The sequence below is a fragment of the Stenotrophomonas sp. CFBP 13724 genome (assembly GCF_014841975.1).
Classification (GTDB): Bacteria; Pseudomonadota; Gammaproteobacteria; order Xanthomonadales; family Xanthomonadaceae; genus Stenotrophomonas; species Stenotrophomonas lacuserhaii.
The window spans coordinates 96,557-114,838 of record NZ_JACYUW010000005.1; the positions used below are offsets into that span (position 1 = coordinate 96,557).

The window sequence follows — 18,282 nt, forward strand, 5'->3', positions numbered from 1 at the left end:
GCAGGACGCGCAGTCAGAAGCGACACACCCCTTCTCCGGCGTACCAGCTTGCCACGTGCTCCGGCAACCAGGGCCGCGGATCAATGCCCAACGCGGCGTAGGCGTCGAGCGCGTCGCGCAGCGCCGCCTCGATCTCGATACGGTCATGGCGGACGTGGCAGAGATCGTCCTCTTCAGGCAACTGCGCGGCAGACCATGCGTATAGCCGATCCGCGCGCTGCAGCAGCATCGCGTGCAGCCAGGCACGCAGCGGATACACATGATGGCCGCGCGCCGCCAACCCGCGCACGGCGGCATCCAATCCCTCGCTGGCGCCACGGACCCATTCGGTCTTGCCGCCCGCCTTCTGCTGCACGGTCAACGGCGCAGGCGAACGGTGCAGCTTCAGCGGACGGCGCAGCTCCAGTTCCAGGTCACGCGCATCACGCTGGGTTTCCGTCTCCACCAGCCACCCATGCTCCAGGTCGAAGAATTCGAACCATCGCCGGTGCAGCGCACCGATGCGCCCGAGTGGATCGCGCGAGAAGCCTATCTTGCAGTAGTCCTCCCATGCGCAGGGAAACACATAAGTGAACCATTGGCCGTCGATGCGCACGTTCATGGCGGCGGCTGGCAGACCGGGCAGAAGAACGTACGGCGCCGGGTGGTCCCCATGTATTGCTTGGACACCGGCCCGCCACAGCGGGGGCACGTCCGGCGGGTATGTACCTGCCAATGCTTCTTGAGTTCGTACGCCTTTTTCCACGCCAGGAAGTCGAAGCTGTACTCGCGTGCCTGGGTGATCACCTGTCCCAGCTTTCGCGGCGGGATGCTGGCGATGGTCGCAGCCGGATGCACGCGCGTGCGGAACAGCACCTCGTTCTTGATGATGTTGCCTACCCCGGCAAAGATGTCCTGGTCCAGCAACGCATCGCATATCAGCGTGTCCGGCCGTGCTTTCAGCTTGCGCCGCGCCAGCCTGGGATCCCACGCGGGATTCATCACGTCCGCGCGCCAGTCGTAGGCATCCTCGAGTGGACCTTCGATGTACTTCAGCGAGCAGGTGTAGAGATTGAGCTCGCCGTTGTCGAAGGTCAGCGAGGCACGCGCGGTCGTCGGCTTCCTTTCATCGATGCGCCAGGTGCCGAACATCAGCAGATGGGCGCGCAGGCTGAAGCCACGGAACTCCAGCAGGAAATGCTTGCCCCAGCTACGCACGGACACCACGCGTCGGCCCTGCATGCGGGCAAGGTCGAGGCTGCTGTTGCCGGCGGTCACGCGCACCGTGTGGTTGCGGAAACGCGCCGCCGCTTCGCGCAGGATGACGATGGAAGGACCTTCAGGCATCGGCGCACTCCAGCAGCGCCTGCAGGCGCAACGCGTTGGCCGTGGCGAAGCCGTGCGCGGTGTTGTCGAAGATCACCCAGCACGGGTGCCCCTCGGTGGATGCCGCACGCACCTCTGCCGCCAGCCGATGCAGTGCCTGCTCGTCATAGTCGCTGTAATAGGTCCGCGGGCTGCCATGCCAGCGCCAGTAGCGCCAACACGTCGCTCCGGCAGGCGCGGCGCCGGCCTCCATGCGCGGCGGATCGGCTGCGACACGCGCGATGCCGTGGCGGTCCATCAACGCCCCCGCCGCTTCACCGAACCAGCCTGCGTGGCGGGGCTCGCACGCCACGGGCACGGCAGTACGCCGGCGCAGCATGGCAAAGAACGTGGAGGCCAAGCGCGCATCGAAGGCAAGTGATGGCGGCAACTGCAGCAGCAGGCCGCCGAGACGGTTGCCCAGGTGGCCGCTTTCATCAAGGAACCGGTCCAGCAACGCGCCCGTGCCGCGTAGCCGCAGCTCATGCGAGATGGCGCGCGGCATTTTCACGGTGAACCGGAAGTGCGCCGGCACTGCGTCGGCCCAGCGCGCATACGTTGCCGGCTGGTGCGGGCGATGGAACGAGGAATTGATCTCGGCCACCGACAGACGCGAAGCGTAACGCTCCAGCGCACTTCCCTGCGCATCGAACGCTTCGCGGTAGCGGCCCGGTATCGACCACCCCGCACATCCCACGCGCACCTCGGTTGCCACTGCCAGTCCTCCATCGCACCCGCCACGCAGCGTCTCCCCGCGGCCGTGAGAAACAAGCGAAGCCTGCATGCGCAGCCTGTGCAGAGGCCGCCTTGACTCCGTGCACACCACTGCCGGTGCAGCCTGTCGGCATGCTCGATTTTCTTCCCCCGCAGTGGTCGGTCCTGCCCCGTGCGTTCTATCGCCGCCATCCCACGCAGGTGGCTCCGGAGCTGTTGAACAAGGTGCTGCTGCGCGCGGATGGCCGCGCCGCGCGCATCGTCGAAGTGGAAGCCTATGCGGGCAGCGAAGACCCGGCGGCGCACTCCTACCGGGGCCTGACCGCGCGCAACGCCACCATGTTCGGTGAGCCAGGCCATCTGTATGTGTACTTCACCTATGGCATGCACTGGGGCAGCAACGCGGTCTGCGGCGAGGTCGGCGAGGGCGTGGGCGTATTGCTGCGCGCTGCCGAGCCCCTGCTGGGCCTGGACGCGATGCGCCAGGCCCGGCCCAAGGCGAAGCGCGACCGCGATCTCGCCAGTGGTCCCGGCAAGCTCTCGCAGGCCTTCGGCATCACCGGCGCGATGGATGGCGCCGATCTGGTCGGCGCCGACCGCGGCATCGTGCTGGCCGATGATGGCACCGCGCCGCCGTGCAATCCGGTGGTGGGCCCGCGTATCGGAATCAGCCGGGCCATGGACTTTCCGTGGCGCTGGCACGTGGCCGACCATGAACATGTTTCCGTCCGTCCACGGCGTCGCTGAGCAGGCAAGCGCTCAGCCCTCCCAGCTCAGCCCGCGCGGTGCATTGCGGAAGCCCGCCGTACGCAGTGCCTCGGTAACCGGGCCACGACCGATTTCCGCATCGTTGATCCGGTCCAGGGTGAACGACTGGCGCCGGCCCCGTCGCAGCGCCGCGGCCAACGCGCAGGCCGAAGCAGCCAGCAGATCGGCGTGGGCGGGATCCTCGCCGTCGAAATACAGCAGCAGGGAACGTCCGCCCTGCGCCAGGTACACCCGCAGCGCACCGCCTGCCAGCACCACCAGCGCGCCCGGGCGCCGTACCGGCCGCTGCCGCGCCGCATGCACGGGCCACGCCAGCACCGTGCCGTAGGCATTGGCAGGATCCACCGCCGACAGGCCGATGGCCGGTGCCAATGCGGCAAGCGTTGTGTCCTCAGCGATATCGCGCAGCCGGTCGACGCTGGAGCGTTCGGCGAACTGCGCACCGCCCAGACCTTCCACGAAACGGCCACGCAGCACCCGGCCGGCATCCTCCATGCCCCGGTAGACCTGCTGCAACGCAGGGAAACCGCCGGCGATGCTTTCTGCCACCGCAGCGCCGCGGGTCACGACGCCGTGGCGATCCAACAACGCGTCGGCCAGTGCGACCGCACGCACGGTGTCACTGGCAGCATCCCGCTGCAGCAGCGACCAGCGGCCGGCCAACGAAGGCGCATCGTAGGTCGCCGGGCCGGACGACGGCATCCCGGCGGCAGGGACTGCATCGCCCATCGGCACGCCCATGAACCCGCGGCGGCGCCGCGACACGTGCGATGCCCGCGCACGAGATGGCGTGCGGACCATTGACAGCGCACGCAGCGGCGCCCAGATATCCGTTGCCACGCGGCCCTGCCAGGCAAGCCCCCACAGTGCAGCATGCAATGATTCCGGCGACAGATCGATGCCTGCTGCAAGGTGCTCCGCCGCCTGCATCCGGGCATGTACGCTCGTCGCCAGTTGCCGTGCAAAGAATCCACCGCCGTCTGCCAGCACCGACAGGATCACTTCCTGCAGGGGTGACAGGGCGCCTTCGCTGATCACCGGCAGCGTCTCCGCAGCCACCTGCTGCAGATGGAGCGACACCAGCCCATCGTCCTCGCCCAGCGTGCCATGCCCACACCACAGCACGCTGCCGGTGGCCAGCAGCTGGTCCAGCAACGCAGGCGCATAATCCCGCACGCGCGCCGGCAGGATCTGGTTTTCCCAGGCAGAGACCGGCAGCGGCATGCCGGCAAGTTGTTCCACCACCCGCAGCACGCCTTCGCTGCCTTCCAGCGTGCCGGTGACCTGCACAGGGGAACCCAGCGCGGCATGCCCGGCCGCCGATCCCAGCAACGCGTGGCGTTCCAGCAACAACCGCACATACGCGGTTGCTGGCACCGGCCGGGTCGCCTCGCGTGCCGCCTGCAGCGAGCGCACGCGCAGCCGGCGGAACACCGCTTCGGCCATCCATTCGTGGCGCGCGACGGGTGTGCCGTGCTCCGGCGTGGTTGCACCGAACTGGCCGCTGAGCAGCTTGCCCTGCTCGGCCAGGCGTGCCAGTGCGTTGTCGGCCACCGCGATACCCAGCCCGAACCGGGCGGCGACATCGGCCGTGGTGAACGGACCACGTGTGCGCGCGAAACGGGCGACCAGATCGCCCAGCGGATCCAGCGACGGCAGCAGGAACACTGCGGGAATCCGTTTGGGAAGCGCGATGCCCAGTGCATCCCGCAACCGGCCGGCATCTTCGACCGCCACCCAGCGCGCTTCACCCGCCAGTGCGATGGCGATGATGCGTTGCTCTTGCTGCAGCGTCGCCAGATGCGCGCCCACTTCACCATCGGCATCGAGCAGCCGCGCGGCAAGCTCGCCGGCAGACAGCGGACCCAGTTCGCGCAGCAGGTCGGCAACGCCCTCCTTGCCCGCGGCACGCCGATCCGGCGCCAACCGCTGCAGCTCGTCCACCACGCGCTCGACGACGCCGGCATCCAGCAGCTCGCCTATATCCACCTGGCCCAGCAGGTCAGCCAGCAGGCCACTGTCCAACGACAGGATCGAGGCGCGACGCTCGGCCAGCGGCACGTCGGTGCCGTACATGAACTCGGCGACGTAGCCGAACAGCAGGTTGGCCGCGAACGGCGATGGCACCGCCGTGGTGACCTCGGCGATCTGCACCTGACCGGCCTCCAGGCGCTGCATCAGCCCGCCCAGCGCCTCGAGGTCGTAGACATCCTGCAGGCACTCGCGCGCGGTTTCGATCAGGATCGGGAAATCCGGATAGGCGCTCGCCACGTCCAGCAACTGGCCTGCGCGCAGGCGCTGCTGCCACAGCGGCGAGCGGCGTCCTGGCGTACGCCGTGGCAACAGCAACGCGCGCGAAGCACATTCGCGGAAGCGGGCAGCGAACAGTGCCGAGCTGCCGACCGCAGCGGTCACCTGGCGTCGCAGCGGCTCGGCCTCGAACAGGAACAGGTCCGCACCCGGCAGCTGCCCGCTGCTGTCCGGAATGCGCGCCATGATGCCGTCCTCGCTGGATACCACGGAAGGATCGACGTGCCAGCGTTCCCGGATCCGCTCGGCAATCGCCAGCGCCCACGGATCATGCACGCGGCGGCCATAGGGCGAATGCAGCATCACCCGCCAGTCGCCCAGTTCATCGCGGCAACGTTCAACCACCAGTTGCCGGTCCGTCGGCAGCACGCCGGTCGCCTGCCGCTGCTCACCGAGCAGGCCGAGGATGTTGGTTATGGCGCGCGTATCCAGACCGCTGGCCTGCAGGCGTGCGGCCAATGGCCCGGGAATGCTTCCATCGTCCGCCGCCGCGCCATCCAGGTCAGCCAGGAACGCGCCGATCGCCGCGCCGAGTTCGGCGGGGCGGCCGGCATTTTCGCCGCGCCAGAACGGCAATCGTGCCGAACGACCCGGTGCCGGGGTGACGATCACCTGGTCATGGGTGATCTGTTCCACCCGCCACGAGGTGGCGCCGAGGGTGATCACATCGTTCACCCGCGACTCGTGCACCATCTCTTCGTCCAGCTCGCCGACCCGACGCGAACCGGCGCGCTCCTCACCTTCGGGCAGCACCACGCTGAACATGCCGCGGTCGGGGATGGTGCCGCCACTGGTCACCGCCAGCTGGCGGGCGCCGGGCCGCGCGGTGAGCTGGCCGGTGTCGCGGTTCCATACCAGGCGCGGCCGGAATCCGGCGAAATCATCCGAGGGATAGCGTCCGGCCAGCATGTCCAGCACCGCATCGAAGGCGCTGCGTGGCAGCTCCCGATAGGGTGCGGCGCGGCGTACGCAGGCGTACCAGTCCTCCACGTCCAGCGCATCCATCGCCACGGCCGCCACGGTCTGCTGGGCCAGCACGTCCAACGGATTGCGTGGTGGGTCCAGCGCTTCGATGCGACCGGCCAGCATGCTGTCGACGATCACCGCCGCGTCGATCAGGTCACGCCGGGTACGCGGGTAGACGAAGCCGGTGGAGATGCCACCCACCTGGTGGCCGGCGCGCCCGACCCGTTGCAACGCACTGGCCACCGAAGGCGGCGCGGCGACCTGGATCACCAGGTCCACCAGCCCCATGTCGATGCCCAGTTCCAGGCTGGAGGTGGCGACCACGCAGCGCAGTGCGCCTGACTTGAGCGCTTCTTCGATCTCGCGCCGCTGTTCCTTGCTGACCGAGCCGTGATGCGAGCGCGCCAGCAGCGGCTCGGCACCGGTGGAGCGCCCCGCGGTGCCGCCATTGAACGAACCGAACGCCGTGGCATCGCGCTGGCCCGACGCCCCCCCGCCCGCATCGGTCTCCAGGCGTTCGGCATACAGTGCGTTGAGCCGCGCGGTCAGCTTTTCCGCCACGCCGCGCGAATTGGCGAACACGATGGTGGAGCGCCAGCGCAGCACTTCATCGAGGATGCTGGCTTCGACGTGCGGCCAGATCGAGCCCACCCGCGTGGACGACTCGCCCGCACCGGACCCCGGCCCCTGCGTGGGCAGGTCGGCCATGTCCTCCACCGGCACTACGATGCGCATCGCCAGCTGGCGCGAAGACGGTGGCTGCACCACGCTGACCGCACGGCCGCCACCGAGGAAGCGCGCCACCTCGTCCACCGGGCGCACCGTGGCCGACAAGCCGATCCGTTGTGCAGGGGCCTGCAGCAGGTTCTCCAGCCGTTCCAGGCTGAGTGCCAGGTGCGTGCCGCGCTTGCTGCCGGCCACCGCATGGATTTCATCGATGATTACCGTGTGCACGTGGCGCAGCGTCTCGCGCACGTTGGAGGTGAGCATCAGGAACAGCGATTCCGGCGTGGTGATCAGGATGTCCGGTGGACGCCGCGCCAGCCGCGCGCGTTCGGAGGCGGTGGTGTCACCGCTGCGTATCGCCACCGACAGGTCCACGTCCGGATCGCCGCGCCGCGCGCGTTCGGCGCGCACGCCCTGCAGCGGCACCTGCAGGTTGCGTTGCACGTCCGCCCCCAGTGCCTTGATCGGCGAGATGTACAGCACGCGGGTGGCCCCACGCTGCGGCAGCATGCCAGCGCGCGACTGCTGGTCGCGCTCGGTGAACAGCTGGTCGATGGCATGCAGGAACGCGGCCAGGGTCTTGCCCGAACCGGTAGGGGCGATGACCAGCGTGTGCTGGCCTTGGCTGATGGCCGCCCAGGCCTGCACCTGCGCTGGCGTTGCGGCGGGGAACGCGCCGCTGAACCACGCGCGCGTGGCGGGGGCGAAGACGGCGGGAAGGGCGTGGAGGGAGCTGGGCATGCCCCATTATGCGAGGCCCGGCGTGCACGCTGCTGCGGGACACCGTGGGGTTACCTTGGACACTGGGACGCCTCCAGTGCAGCCGTTAGTGTGCGCTGCATGCACCCCATGGTGCCCTGCCGAAGTGCCCTGCCATGACGATCGCCTGGAAGCTGTCTTCGCTGCTGCTGTTGGTCACACCGCTGGATGCCCTCGCGGCCGAGCAATGGATCATGGCCACCGATCTGTGGGGGAACAGGAGTTACCAGACCCTGCAGATGGAGGTACGCGACGGACGCGTGCAGGGTACGCTTGATGGGGATCCGGTGGCGGGTTCGCTGGCCGACCACAGGCTCACCTTCACCGCCACCGACAGCGAGGGGCAGGAAAGTCACTACACCGCGCGCATCGACGATGCACGGATGCACGGCGACAGCGACCAGCCCGACACCAACGATCGCACGGCGCGTGCGTCGCATGCATTCACCGCCTGGCGCGTTCCGCAGCGCACCCAGGCCACGCCGCAGCGGCACGTGTTCACGCCGACCGATTATTCCAACACCTTCAGCGCGGATCGGGCGCCGGTGCTGGTGATCCATCCCGGCGATTCGGTGCAGACCAGGACCCTGGACTCCGGCGGCGTGGACGAGCACGGCGTGACCCGGGCGCTGTTCGGCAATCCGCAGGTCGGGCCGTTCTTCGTGGCCGGTGCGGAGCCGGGCGACACGCTGGCGATCACGCTGACTTCGTTGAAGCTCAACCGCGACCACGCCGACAGTCTGGATGGGCTGGTGGGACGGCTGAAGACCGCACGCGTGGCAGCGGAAACCACCGCGCTGGGCAAGCCGGTGCGATGGCACCTGGACCGCGTGCGCGGCATGGCGCGTCCGCAGGGCGCGACGGGTGCGCTGAAAGACTTCGAGGTGCCGGTGAAGCCGATGCTGGGCGGGCTGGCGCTGGCCCCCGGCTTCGGCTACCCACCGATTTCCACCGGCGATACCGATGTGTTCGGCGGCAACATGGACTTCAATGCCGTGGTCGAAGGCAACACCGTGTACCTACCGGTGCAGCAGCCCGGTGCCCTGCTGTACCTGGGCGATGGGCATGCGTTGCAGGGCGATGGCGAGACCACCCAGTGGGCACTGGAGACTTCGTTGGACGTAGTGCTGCAGGTGCAGCTGGTGAAGCAGCAGGCGTTCGCCACGCCGCGGGTGGAATCGCCGACCCAGATCATGACGCTGGGACAGGCGGGCTCCAGCGACGACGCGCTGCGCATCGCCACCGCAGGCATGCTGCAGTGGCTGCGCCAATCGTATGGGCTGACCCTGTCCGAAGCCGCGCGGGTGCTCGGCGTGGGCGTGCAGTACCACGTCGCCAACCTTGCCGGCCGCAGCGTGGGCGTGGCGGCGAAGATCGACAAGGCGCTGCTGCGGAACATCACGCCAGCAGCAGCGCCGGCCAAGGACTGAAGGCGCGCGCGGTACCCGACCGGGCTCAGCCCTGCGCGAGCTGCCTGATCAGCACTTCCGCCGCTTCGGTGGAAGAGGCGGGATTCTGGCCGGTGATCAGCAAGCCATCGCGGACCACGTACGAGCCCCAGTCCGGGCCCTTGGAGTAGTTGCCCCCCTTGGCCTTCAGTTCGTCCTCGACCAGGAACGGCACCACCTGGGTCAGGCCCACGCCTTCCTCTTCGGTATTGGTGAAACCAGTGACCTGCAGGCCTTCCACCAGCGGGCGACCCGTGGCGGCCTTGGCGTGGCGCAGCACGCCGGGGGCGTGGCAGACCAGCGCGACCGGCTTGTCCGCTGCGATGAACGATTCGATCAGGGCAATGGAATCACGATCTTCGGCGAGGTCCCACAGCGGCCCGTGGCCACCGGGATAGAACACGGTGTCGAAGTCGGCCTGCGACACACTGTCCAGGCGCACGGTGCGGGCCAGCTGTGCATTGGCCTCGGCGTCGGCTTCGAAGCGCCGGGTCAGCGCGGTCTGGAAGTCAGGCTCGTTGCTCTTCGGATCCAGCGGCGGCTGCCCGCCTTTCGGCGAGGCCAGCACGATCTCCGCGCCGGCGTCCTTGAAGGTGTAATACGGCGCGGCCAGTTCTTCCAGCCAGAAGCCGGTCTTCTTGCCGGTGTCGCCGAGTTGGTCGTGGGAGGTGAGAACGATGAGGACTTTCATGGCTGTGCTCCAGTGAGGTGCAATACAATAGGAATTAGACCGGTCGTCTAGATAATTACGCGTGAAACGGGACAAGGTGCCGTCCCCTGCGTTCAGGGAGCGGCGGTGTTAGCGGGGAAGACCCAGCAGGTGACGGGTGGTGCGCAGCGCGTTGGCGAACGGCTGCGGAGTACGGACGATCTTGACCATGATGCTTGCGCCCAGCCACAGCTGGTAGAGGCTCTGTGCCAGCGCCTTGGCGTCGCCCTGGACCGGCAACGAGCCTTCCGCCTGGCCGGCTTCGATCGCTTCGGCCATGCCGGCGATGATCGCTGCGGTGCCGCGATCCAGCGCCGATCGCATGCTGTCGGACAGGTCTGCCACTTCAGCGCCCAGCTTCACGGCCAGGCACTTGCCCTGGCAGTCCTCGAAGGATTGGTTGTCCTGCCAAGCGGCGAAGTAGTCTTCCAACTGCACGGCCTTGTTCTTGCCGGGCTGGCCGAAGATGCGCTCCATGTCGGCCACATAGGCCTCGAAGTACCCTTCCAGCAGCGCCTCGCCGAACGCATCCTTCGAGCCGAAGTAGTGGTAGAACGAGCCCTTGGGAACGCCGGCCGCGGCCAGCACTTCATTGAGCCCGACCGCCGAAAAGCCCTTGCCGCCCATGATCCGCTGGCCAGTGGCCAGGATCTTTTCGCGGACGTTGGCGGTGGCGGGGACGGCGTTCATGGGAGTCACCATACACCCGATTAGACCAGTCGTCTAGTGAGAGGTTGCAAGCCACGTCCCGCTCATACCCGGATCGGCGCCGCCCGCGACAGGCTGTCCAACTGCACGTCGATTTCGGCCAGCCCCTGGTCGGGGTCCATTTCCGGATCGGCTTCCAGCCTGGCGGCCAACGCGGCCAGCGCCGGCTGCCCGACCAGCCCGGCGGCCCCATGCAGGCGATGCGCGTAGAAGGTGATGCGCGCGAGGTCGCTGGCATCCACCGCCTCGCGCAGCTTGCGCAGGTCGTCGGCCAGCAGCACGCGCAGGTCCGGCTCCAGCCGGTCGACGGTGTCCCGTTCGATGGCCTCCAGCGCAGCTGTCTCCCCCGCCCCGCCGGCGGATCCCGCTGCGGCAGCGCGGCCGGTCCACAGCGCCAGCATGCCCTGCAGTTCGGCCAGGCGGATTGGCTTCTTCAACACGCCGTTCATGCCAGCCTGCTGGCAGCGCGCAAGGTGGGCGGCGTCGGTGGCGGCGGATATGGCGATGATCGGCAGGTCGGCCACGCCCGGCAGGCCGGTCGCGCGGATCATCCGGCTTGCCTGGTAGCCGTCGATGTCCGGCATGAAGCAGTCCAGCAGCACGATGTCCGGCAGGTCCGCGGTGAGCGTGGCCAACGCCTGCGCGGCACTGTCTGCCAGCATCGCCACCGCGCCCAGCCGGCCGAGCTGTTCCTCCAGCACCATGCGGTTGGGGGCATGGTCATCGACCACCAGCACGCGTACGCCCCGCAGCGCGCCGCCCGGCGTGGCGACGGCAGGTGCGGCCGCGGCATCGGCACGCTCGGCCGGGATCCGCAGCGACACCGTGGTGCCTTCGCCTTCCACGCTGTGCAGCTCGATCTGGCCGCCCATCAGCTGCACCAGGTCGTGGCTGATCGACAGCCCCAGGCCGGTGCCGCCGTACTGGCGCGAGATGCTGCCGTCGGCCTGCGTGTAGGGGTCGAACAGGCGGCCCTGCAGCGCTGCGGGAATCCCGCAGCCGGTGTCGGTCACCGCCGCGTGCAGCCAGGTTCCGGCCGGGGCCTCCTGCACCTGGAGCGTCAACCGGATGCTGCCGCGCTCGGTGAACTTGCGCGCATTACCGAGCAGGTTCATCAGCACCTGGCGCAGCCGGGTCGGGTCGAGCATCAGCCAGCTGTCGTGGGCGGGGACCTCGACGACCAGCGCGATGCCGCGCTTTTCCAGTTCGCCTTCGAACACCGCCGCGACACTGCGCCCCAGCGCGCGCACCTCGACCGGGATCTTCTCCAGCTGCATGCGGCCTTCGTCCAGCTTGGACAGGTCCAGCACATTGTCGAGCAGGCCGGTCAGCGACTCGGCCGCCTCCTCTGCGGCCCGCACCAGCGCGCGCGGCCTGCCGGCGGGAACGTGGTCGGCCAGCACCTCGATGGCCCCCAGCACGGCATTGATCGGGGTGCGTATCTCATGGCTCATGGTCGCCAGGAAACGCGCCTTGACCCGTTCGCTTTCGATCGCCGCCGCGCGTGCGCGCCAGGCCCAGCGTGCGACCACGCCCAGCGCCAGCACCAGCAGGCCGATCGCCAGCAGCCACGGCCAGTTGTAGCGCAGCACGGTGGCCACGCTGGGCGCACCGTAGTCCTCTTCGCGCAGCCATTGCTGGCGGATCCGCGATTCCTCCTGGGTGTTGATCGACGCCATCGCCTTGCCGATGATCGCCTCCAGCTGCGGCCAGTCGCTGCGCACGCCGAACTGGGCCTGCATCACCAGGTCGATGCGCGGCCGGGAGATATGCAGTTCGTCGAGATACCGGCGCGCGACGAACGGCTGGAAGGTCGCGTTGGTGCCCATCGCGGCGTCGGCCTGGCCGTCCAGCACCATCTGCATGGAGGCCTGCGGCGTGTCGGTCGGCACCACCACCAAGTGCGGGTAACGGCCCTGCAGGATCCGCGCGTAATCACCCGCAGCACGTGCAGCGACCCGACGCCCAGCCAGTTCCTGCAGGTCCCACACGGCCGGCGAATCCGGTCGCGTGAACACCACGCTGTAGGCCGATAGATACGGCCGGCCCAGCCGCACTGCCGCACGGGTGGCTGGTGTCAGGCGTTCGTCCATGGCATTGAGCAGCATGTCCGCTTCGCGCGATTGCAGCGCCCGCTGCGCGGCCGGCCAGTCGGCGGCCTGCACGAACTGGAACTGCAGCCCGGTGCGCGCGCTGATCAGCCGCAGGTAATCCCCCGACAGGCCCCGCAGTTGCCCATCGCGGACATATTCCAATGGCGGAAGGGTGGCATCGGAGGTCACCCGGATCACCGGATGGGCGGCGATCCAGGCTTGTTCAGACGGGTCCAGCAGCACCGTCGCCTGCGGCGCGGCGGCAGCCGGCGGCGCCGCGGCCCCGACCAGCAGGCAGAACGCCGCGCAGGCGCAAGCACGAAGGCGCGACCGTCGGTGCGTCGGAAAAGGACTCCCCATGCGTCAAGGATACGCCGCGAAAGGCCCGCTGGCGGCGGGTACGGCACGTCGGCCCATCGACCACCGCGCCAGTGAACCGCCAAAGTCGGCACACATTCGTTGCAGTACGGTTAATCTTCTGTTAATTATTGATGCAGCGCAACAGATCCGCTGACGCGCAGGGAGAACCAACAGGATGAGCCACTAACCGAACGACAACTCAACAATCCGACTGCAAGGTGCATGCATGAACGACCGCATTGGCAAGTGTGTTCACGCTCCGAAAGCCTTTTCTCCATTGGCATCTGCAGTACACGTGGCGCTGGCGACCGCCCTGCTGGTCACCAGCGCGGGGGCGTTGGCACAGGACAGCCCGGCCACGCCCGAAGCGGCCACCAACCTGGACACCGTTTCGGTGCTGGGCAGCCGCACCAAACCACGTACCGTGTCTTCTTCGGCGGTACCGATCGACATCATCAGCGGCGAAGAATTCCGCAACCAGGGCGCCACCGATGCGCTGGACCAGCTGAAGGTGCTGGTGCCCTCCTTCAACGTCAGCACCATTCCCATCGATGACGCCGCCAGCCTGGTACGCCCGGCCAACCTGCGCGGCCTGCCGCCGGACAACACCCTGCTGCTGGTCAACGGCAAACGCTTCCACCGTGCGGCGGTGATCACCTTCCTCGGCCATGGCCTGTCCGATGGTGCGCAGGGTCCAGACCTGTCGGTGTTCCCATCGCTGGCGCTGGAACAGGTGGAGGTGCTGCGCGATGGCGCCGCCGCCCAGTACGGCTCGGACGCCATCGCCGGGGTCATCAATTTCGGTCTGAAGAAGCTGCGCGAAGGCGGCACCGCCGAGGTGTTCACCGGCAAGTACTACGAAGGCGACGGCCTGACCACGCAGTACTCGGCGCAGATCGGCCTGCCGCTGACCGAACGCGGCTTTGCCACGCTGACCGCCGAATGGCGCAACGCCGATGACACCTCGCGCAGCGTGCAGCGGGACGACGCCGCCGCCGCGATCGCGGCCGGCTATCCCGGGGTCGGCCAGCCGGCGCAGGTGTGGGGCTCGCCCAAGGTGGATGACGACTTCAAGCTGGTCTACAACCTGGGCCTGTCCACCGACAACGTGGACTTCTATCTGTTCGGCAACCATGCCAAACGCGACGTGGACGGCGGCTTCTACTACCGCGATCCCACCTCGCGCTCGGGCGTGTACTCCAACGACGGCGGCGACACCCTGCTGGTCGGCAACCTGACCGGCGCCGGTGCCTGCCCGTCCATCGCCCTGCGCGACGGCGCGGGCAACCTGCTGCCGTATGCCGGCGTCAGCACCGCGGTCGCGGCGCTGCCGGCGAACTGCTACACCTTCCTGTCCAGCCTGCCGGGGGGCTTCACCCCGCGCTTCGGCGGATCGCTGGAGGACACCTCGGTCTTTGCCGGTGCCAAGGGCACCTGGGATGAGTGGTACTGGGATGTGAGCGGTTCGTGGGGCCGCAACGAGATCGACTTCACCATCTACAACACCGTCAACGCCTCGATGGGCCCGGTGCAGCCGGCCGGCCTGTCCTTCAAGCCCGGCGGCAACACCCAGACCGAAAAGAACCTCAACGTGGATGTCAGCCGCGATATCGCCACCGGCTTCACCAGCCAGCCCCTGCGCCTGGCGATGGGCGCGGAATGGCGCGAGGAAAGCTTCACCATCAGCCCCGGTGACGGCCCGTCCACCGCCATCGGCCCGCTGACCGAGCAGGGCTTCGCGCTGGGCTCCAACGGCTTCAACGGCTTCAGCGCGCGCACCGCCGGCACGTTCGACCGGCGCAACTGGGCCGCCTATGCGGACCTGGAAGCCCAGCTCACCGAACGCTTCCTGCTGGCAGGTGCACTGCGTTACGAGGACTACGATTCGTTTGGCAGCACCACCACCGGCAAGCTCACCGGTCGCTTCGACTTCAACGAGAACTTCGCCGTCCGTGGCGCTTACAACACCGGCTTCCGCGCCCCCACCCCCGGCCAGGCCAACATCAGCCAGATCAGCACCGTGTTCGGCGGGACCGCGCTGGAAGACATCGCCACCCTGCCGCCGACCGATCCGATTGCCCAGCTCAAGGGCGCCCAGCCGTTGACCCCGGAAGAGTCGAAAAACGTATCGCTGGGTGCGGTCTGGACGCAGGGCGACTGGCTGTTCACCGTGGACGGCTACCAGATCAAGGTAGAGGACCGCATCGCGCTGAGCACCAGCTTCGCGGTGACACCGGCCGAGCGTGCCGCGCTGGTGGCCGGCGGTAATCCGGAAGCCGCGTCGATTTCCCAGGTGACCTATTTCGGCAACGCCTTCGACACCACCACCACCGGCGTGGACGTGGTCACCAGCTACCGCAGCGATCATTTCGGTGGCACCACCACCTATGCGCTGGCGGCCAACTGGAACCGCACCGAAGTGGACCGCTTCGATACCGACTTCATCGATGCCGCCCGCGTCTACAAGCTGGAAGAGTCGCTGCCGCGCACCAAGGGCTACTTCAGCGTGAACCACCAGCGCCAGGTCTTCCATGCCAACCTGCGCTTCAACTATTACAGCAGCTGGTACGAAGACCACCTGGACAGCGGGGTGGTCTCCGCCGATGACGGTGGCCTGCCGATCCACGCCGGCAGCGCGCTGATCGTGGATGCCGAAGTGGGCTGGAAGTTCGCTTCCGGGCTGTACTTCAGCGTGGGCGCGCAGAACCTCTTCGACCGGGTGCCCTCGAAGAACCCCTGGGCCGGCGTGGCCGGCGCGGAATACCCGGTGCATTCGCCATATGGCTTCAACGGCGGCTTCTACTACGCCCGCCTGGGCTGGACGTTCTGACCTGAGTGGACAGAGGGACAGGCGGCGGCGTGCCATGATGGGCCGCCGCCTGCTCCAGCGAACCGCCACGCGCCCGTGATATTTCAAACAGTCGCTTGAAACGCGCATAACTTCGCCGAACTGGACATCAACTCCAGCTTCCGCCAGACTGCCGCCCTTTCCCGTTGTTCGGCTCCCATGGCGAAACTGCTGGTACTGCACGGCCCCAACCTCAACCTGCTCGGCACGCGCGAGCCGGGGGTCTATGGCCACACCACCCTGGCGCAGATCGACCAGGCGCTGCACGCGCAGGGGGCGGCGGCCGGGCACGCGGTGGAAAGCCTGCAGTCCAATGCCGAACACGTGCTGGTGGACCGCATCCAGGCCGCGCGGCTGGACGGCACCGCCTTCATCCTGATCAACCCGGCCGCGTTCACCCATACCTCGGTGGCCCTGCGCGATGCGCTGGCCGCGGTGGACGTGCCGTTCATCGAAATCCACCTGTCCAATCCGCATTCACGCGAACCCTTCCGCCAGCACAGCTATTTCAGCGACAAGGCGGTCGGTGTCATCTGCGGTTTCGGTGCTGACAGTTACCGTTATGCGATGGATGCCGCCCTGCAGCGGTTGTCCAACGCCTGAGCTTCGAACGGGCGCCTGCGCCCTTCCCACCCCAGATAATCAAAACAGAAGAAGAGGCCCTCATGGATCTGCGCAAAATCAAGAAGTTGATCGACCTGCTGGAAGAATCGAACCTGGCCGAGATCGAGATCAAGGAAGGCGAAGAGTCGGTGCGCCTGTCGCGTGCCCCGGTCGGCACCTTCGCGCAGATGGCCGTGCAGCCGCAGATGATCGCCGCGCCGGCCGCCGCTGCTAGCGCCCCGGCCATGCCGATGCAGTCGCCGACCGAAGCCTCCACCGGTGGCACCGCCAAGCCGGGCAACGCGCTGCCGGAAGGCCACGTGCTGCGTTCGCCGATGGTCGGCACCTTCTATGCGTCGGCCTCGCCGGACAAGCCGGCCTTCGTCAGCATCGGCCAGCAGGTCAAGGAAGGCGAGACCCTGGCGATCATCGAAGCGATGAAGATGTTCAACCCGATCGAAGCCGATGCGTCGGGCACCATCGTCGCCATCCTCGGCGAGAACGGCCAGCCGGTTGAGTTCGACCAGCCGCTGTTCGTGATCGGCTGAGGGGCCGGCCATGCTCGATAAAATCGTCATCGCCAACCGAGGGGAAATCGCGCTGCGCATCCTGCGCGCGTGCCACACCCTGGGCATCCGCACGGTGGCCGTGCACTCCACCGTCGACCGCAACCTCAAGCACGTGGCGATGGCCGACGAGTCCGTCTGCATCGGCCCGGCCGCCTCCAGCGACAGCTACCTCAACATCCCGGCGTTGATCGCCGCTGCTGAAGTAACCGACGCCCAGGCGATCCATCCCGGCTACGGTTTCCTGTCGGAAAACGCGAACTTCGCCGAACGCGTGGAAGAATCCGGCTTCATCTTCATCGGCCCCAAGGCCGACACCATCCGCCTGATGGGCGACAAGGTGGAAGCGATCCGCGCGATGAAGGCCGCCGGCGTGCCGTGCGTGCCGGGCTCGGGCGGTCCGCTGGGCGAAGACATCGTCGCCAACACCAAGATCGCGCGTGAGATCGGCTACCCGGTCATCATCAAGGCCTCCGGCGGCGGCGGCGGCCGCGGCATGCGCGTGGTGCATGCCGAAGCGTCGCTGAAGACCTCCATCGAAACCACCAAGAGCGAAGCCAAGGCAGCATTCGGCAACGGTGAGGTGTACATGGAGAAGTACCTGGAGAATCCGCGCCACGTGGAGATCCAGGTGCTGGCCGACGGCCAGGGCAACGCCATCCACCTCGGTGAGCGCGACTGCTCGATGCAGCGCCGCCACCAGAAAGTGGTGGAAGAAGCACCGGCACCGGGCATCAGCGAGGAGGCCCGCGCGCAGATCGGCAAGGTCTGCGTGGAAGCCTGCATCCGCATCGGTTACCGCGGCGCTGGCACCTTCGAGTTCCTGTACGAAGACGGCCGCTTCTACTTCATCGAAATGAACACCCGCATCCAGGTAGAGCATCCGGTCACCGAAATGGTCACCGGCATCGACCTGGTCGTGGAGCAGCTGAAGATCGCCGCCGGCCAGAAGCTGTCGATCAAGCAGAGCGACATCGTGCTGACCGGGCATGCCATCGAATGCCGCATCAACGCGGAAGATTCGGAAACCTTCGTGCCGAGCCCGGGCCAGATCACCGCCTTCCATGCACCGGGTGGTCCCGGCGTGCGCGTGGATACGCACATCTATGCCGGCTACCGCGTGCCGTCGAACTACGATTCGATGATCGGCAAGCTGATCGTGCACGGACCGGACCGCGAGACCGCCATCGCCCGCATGCGGGTGGCGCTGAGCGAGATGGTGGTGGACGGCATCAAGACCAACGTCGCCCTGCAGCAGCGCATCATGCGCGACAAGGGCTTCCAGGCCGGTGGACAGAACATCCACTACCTGGAAAAGCGCCTGGCCGAGCGCAAGACCAAGTCGATCGCGTTGACCTGA

The 18,282-nt window shown here is 67.7% G+C and carries 13 protein-coding genes; 6 read left to right on the forward strand and 7 right to left on the reverse strand.

What is annotated here, in order from left to right:
- Positions 1–13: 13 nt before the first annotated feature.
- From IFT63_RS16680 to IFT63_RS16690, 3 genes are read right to left on the reverse strand one after another with little or no spacing between them, the layout of a single operon-like run.
- Complete coding sequence (locus tag IFT63_RS16680; protein WP_042614524.1) at positions 14–601, reverse strand: GIY-YIG nuclease family protein; 588 nt, start codon at positions 599–601, stop codon at positions 14–16.
- Positions 598–1,326: a DNA-formamidopyrimidine glycosylase family protein gene (locus tag IFT63_RS16685; protein WP_192085171.1), complete on the reverse strand. Its 729-nt coding sequence runs from the start codon at positions 1,324–1,326 to the stop codon at positions 598–600. The genes IFT63_RS16680 and IFT63_RS16685 overlap by 4 nt, the downstream gene beginning before the upstream one ends.
- A complete protein-coding gene (locus IFT63_RS16690) occupies positions 1,319–2,059 on the reverse strand; it encodes a DUF72 domain-containing protein (protein WP_342450509.1) in 741 nt (246 codons plus the stop codon). Before IFT63_RS16690 ends, IFT63_RS16685 begins: the two co-directional genes overlap by 8 nt.
- A gap of 131 nt (positions 2,060–2,190) precedes the next feature.
- Between IFT63_RS16690 and IFT63_RS16695 the strand changes: the two genes are divergently transcribed.
- Complete coding sequence (locus IFT63_RS16695) at positions 2,191–2,805, forward strand: DNA-3-methyladenine glycosylase (RefSeq protein WP_042614750.1); 615 nt, start codon at positions 2,191–2,193, stop codon at positions 2,803–2,805.
- A 12-nt stretch (positions 2,806–2,817) separates the two neighbouring features.
- Here IFT63_RS16695 and IFT63_RS16700 read toward each other — a convergent pair whose 3' ends face one another.
- A complete protein-coding gene (locus IFT63_RS16700) occupies positions 2,818–7,569 on the reverse strand; it encodes an ATP-dependent helicase (protein ID WP_192085173.1) in 4,752 nt (1,583 codons plus the stop codon).
- Between the two features lie 134 nt (positions 7,570–7,703).
- Between IFT63_RS16700 and IFT63_RS16705 the strand changes: the two genes are divergently transcribed.
- Positions 7,704–9,017: an acetamidase/formamidase family protein gene (locus tag IFT63_RS16705; protein WP_042614748.1), complete on the forward strand. Its 1,314-nt coding sequence runs from the start codon at positions 7,704–7,706 to the stop codon at positions 9,015–9,017.
- Between the two features lie 25 nt (positions 9,018–9,042).
- Here the strand turns inward: IFT63_RS16705 and IFT63_RS16710 are convergent, their stop codons facing one another.
- The 3 genes from IFT63_RS16710 to IFT63_RS16720 form a co-directional block, all read right to left on the reverse strand.
- Entirely contained in the window at positions 9,043–9,726 is a 684-nt protein-coding gene (locus IFT63_RS16710) for a type 1 glutamine amidotransferase domain-containing protein (RefSeq protein WP_042614747.1), read from the reverse strand.
- Between the two features lie 108 nt (positions 9,727–9,834).
- On the reverse strand, positions 9,835–10,434 hold the full coding sequence (locus tag IFT63_RS16715; RefSeq protein ID WP_042614751.1) for a TetR/AcrR family transcriptional regulator: 600 nt from the start codon (positions 10,432–10,434) through the stop codon (positions 9,835–9,837).
- Positions 10,435–10,496: 62 nt separating this feature from the next.
- Positions 10,497–12,788, reverse strand: coding sequence for a transporter substrate-binding domain-containing protein (locus IFT63_RS16720; protein WP_192085174.1), 2,292 nt, complete (start codon positions 12,786–12,788; stop codon positions 10,497–10,499).
- A 412-nt stretch (positions 12,789–13,200) separates the two neighbouring features.
- Between IFT63_RS16720 and IFT63_RS16725 the strand changes: the two genes are divergently transcribed.
- The 4 genes from IFT63_RS16725 to accC all read left to right on the forward strand — a co-directional run bounded on the left by IFT63_RS16725 (position 13,201) and on the right by accC (position 18,282).
- Entirely contained in the window at positions 13,201–15,735 is a 2,535-nt protein-coding gene (locus tag IFT63_RS16725; RefSeq protein ID WP_342450510.1) for a TonB-dependent receptor, read from the forward strand.
- 177 nt (positions 15,736–15,912) lie between these two features.
- On the forward strand, positions 15,913–16,356 hold the full coding sequence (gene aroQ / locus IFT63_RS16730) for a type II 3-dehydroquinate dehydratase (RefSeq protein ID WP_042614744.1): 444 nt from the start codon (positions 15,913–15,915) through the stop codon (positions 16,354–16,356).
- 62 nt (positions 16,357–16,418) lie between these two features.
- Positions 16,419–16,904: an acetyl-CoA carboxylase biotin carboxyl carrier protein gene (gene accB, locus IFT63_RS16735; RefSeq protein WP_192085176.1), complete on the forward strand. Its 486-nt coding sequence runs from the start codon at positions 16,419–16,421 to the stop codon at positions 16,902–16,904.
- Between the two features lie 10 nt (positions 16,905–16,914).
- The gene (gene accC / locus IFT63_RS16740) at positions 16,915–18,282 is read left to right on the forward strand and encodes an acetyl-CoA carboxylase biotin carboxylase subunit (RefSeq protein WP_192085177.1); all 1,368 of its coding nucleotides are present in this window, start codon (positions 16,915–16,917) and stop codon (positions 18,280–18,282) included.

What these genes read in the sequence shown, in the direction of transcription:
- IFT63_RS16680 (WP_042614524.1), bottom strand. Translation starts at nt 601, where the DNA reads ATGAACGTGCGCATCGACGGCCAATGGTTCACTTATGTGTTTCCCTGC.
- IFT63_RS16685 (WP_192085171.1), bottom strand. Translation starts at nt 1,326, where the DNA reads ATGCCTGAAGGTCCTTCCATCGTCATCCTGCGCGAAGCGGCGGCGCGT.
- IFT63_RS16695 (WP_042614750.1), top strand. Translation starts at nt 2,191, where the DNA reads ATGCTCGATTTTCTTCCCCCGCAGTGGTCGGTCCTGCCCCGTGCGTTC.
- IFT63_RS16700 (WP_192085173.1), bottom strand. Translation starts at nt 7,569, where the DNA reads ATGCCCAGCTCCCTCCACGCCCTTCCCGCCGTCTTCGCCCCCGCCACG.
- IFT63_RS16705 (WP_042614748.1), top strand. Translation starts at nt 7,704, where the DNA reads ATGACGATCGCCTGGAAGCTGTCTTCGCTGCTGCTGTTGGTCACACCG.
- IFT63_RS16710 (WP_042614747.1), bottom strand. Translation starts at nt 9,726, where the DNA reads ATGAAAGTCCTCATCGTTCTCACCTCCCACGACCAACTCGGCGACACC.
- IFT63_RS16715 (WP_042614751.1), bottom strand. Translation starts at nt 10,434, where the DNA reads ATGAACGCCGTCCCCGCCACCGCCAACGTCCGCGAAAAGATCCTGGCC.
- aroQ (WP_042614744.1), top strand. Translation starts at nt 15,913, where the DNA reads ATGGCGAAACTGCTGGTACTGCACGGCCCCAACCTCAACCTGCTCGGC.
- accB (WP_192085176.1), top strand. Translation starts at nt 16,419, where the DNA reads ATGGATCTGCGCAAAATCAAGAAGTTGATCGACCTGCTGGAAGAATCG.
- accC (WP_192085177.1), top strand. Translation starts at nt 16,915, where the DNA reads ATGCTCGATAAAATCGTCATCGCCAACCGAGGGGAAATCGCGCTGCGC.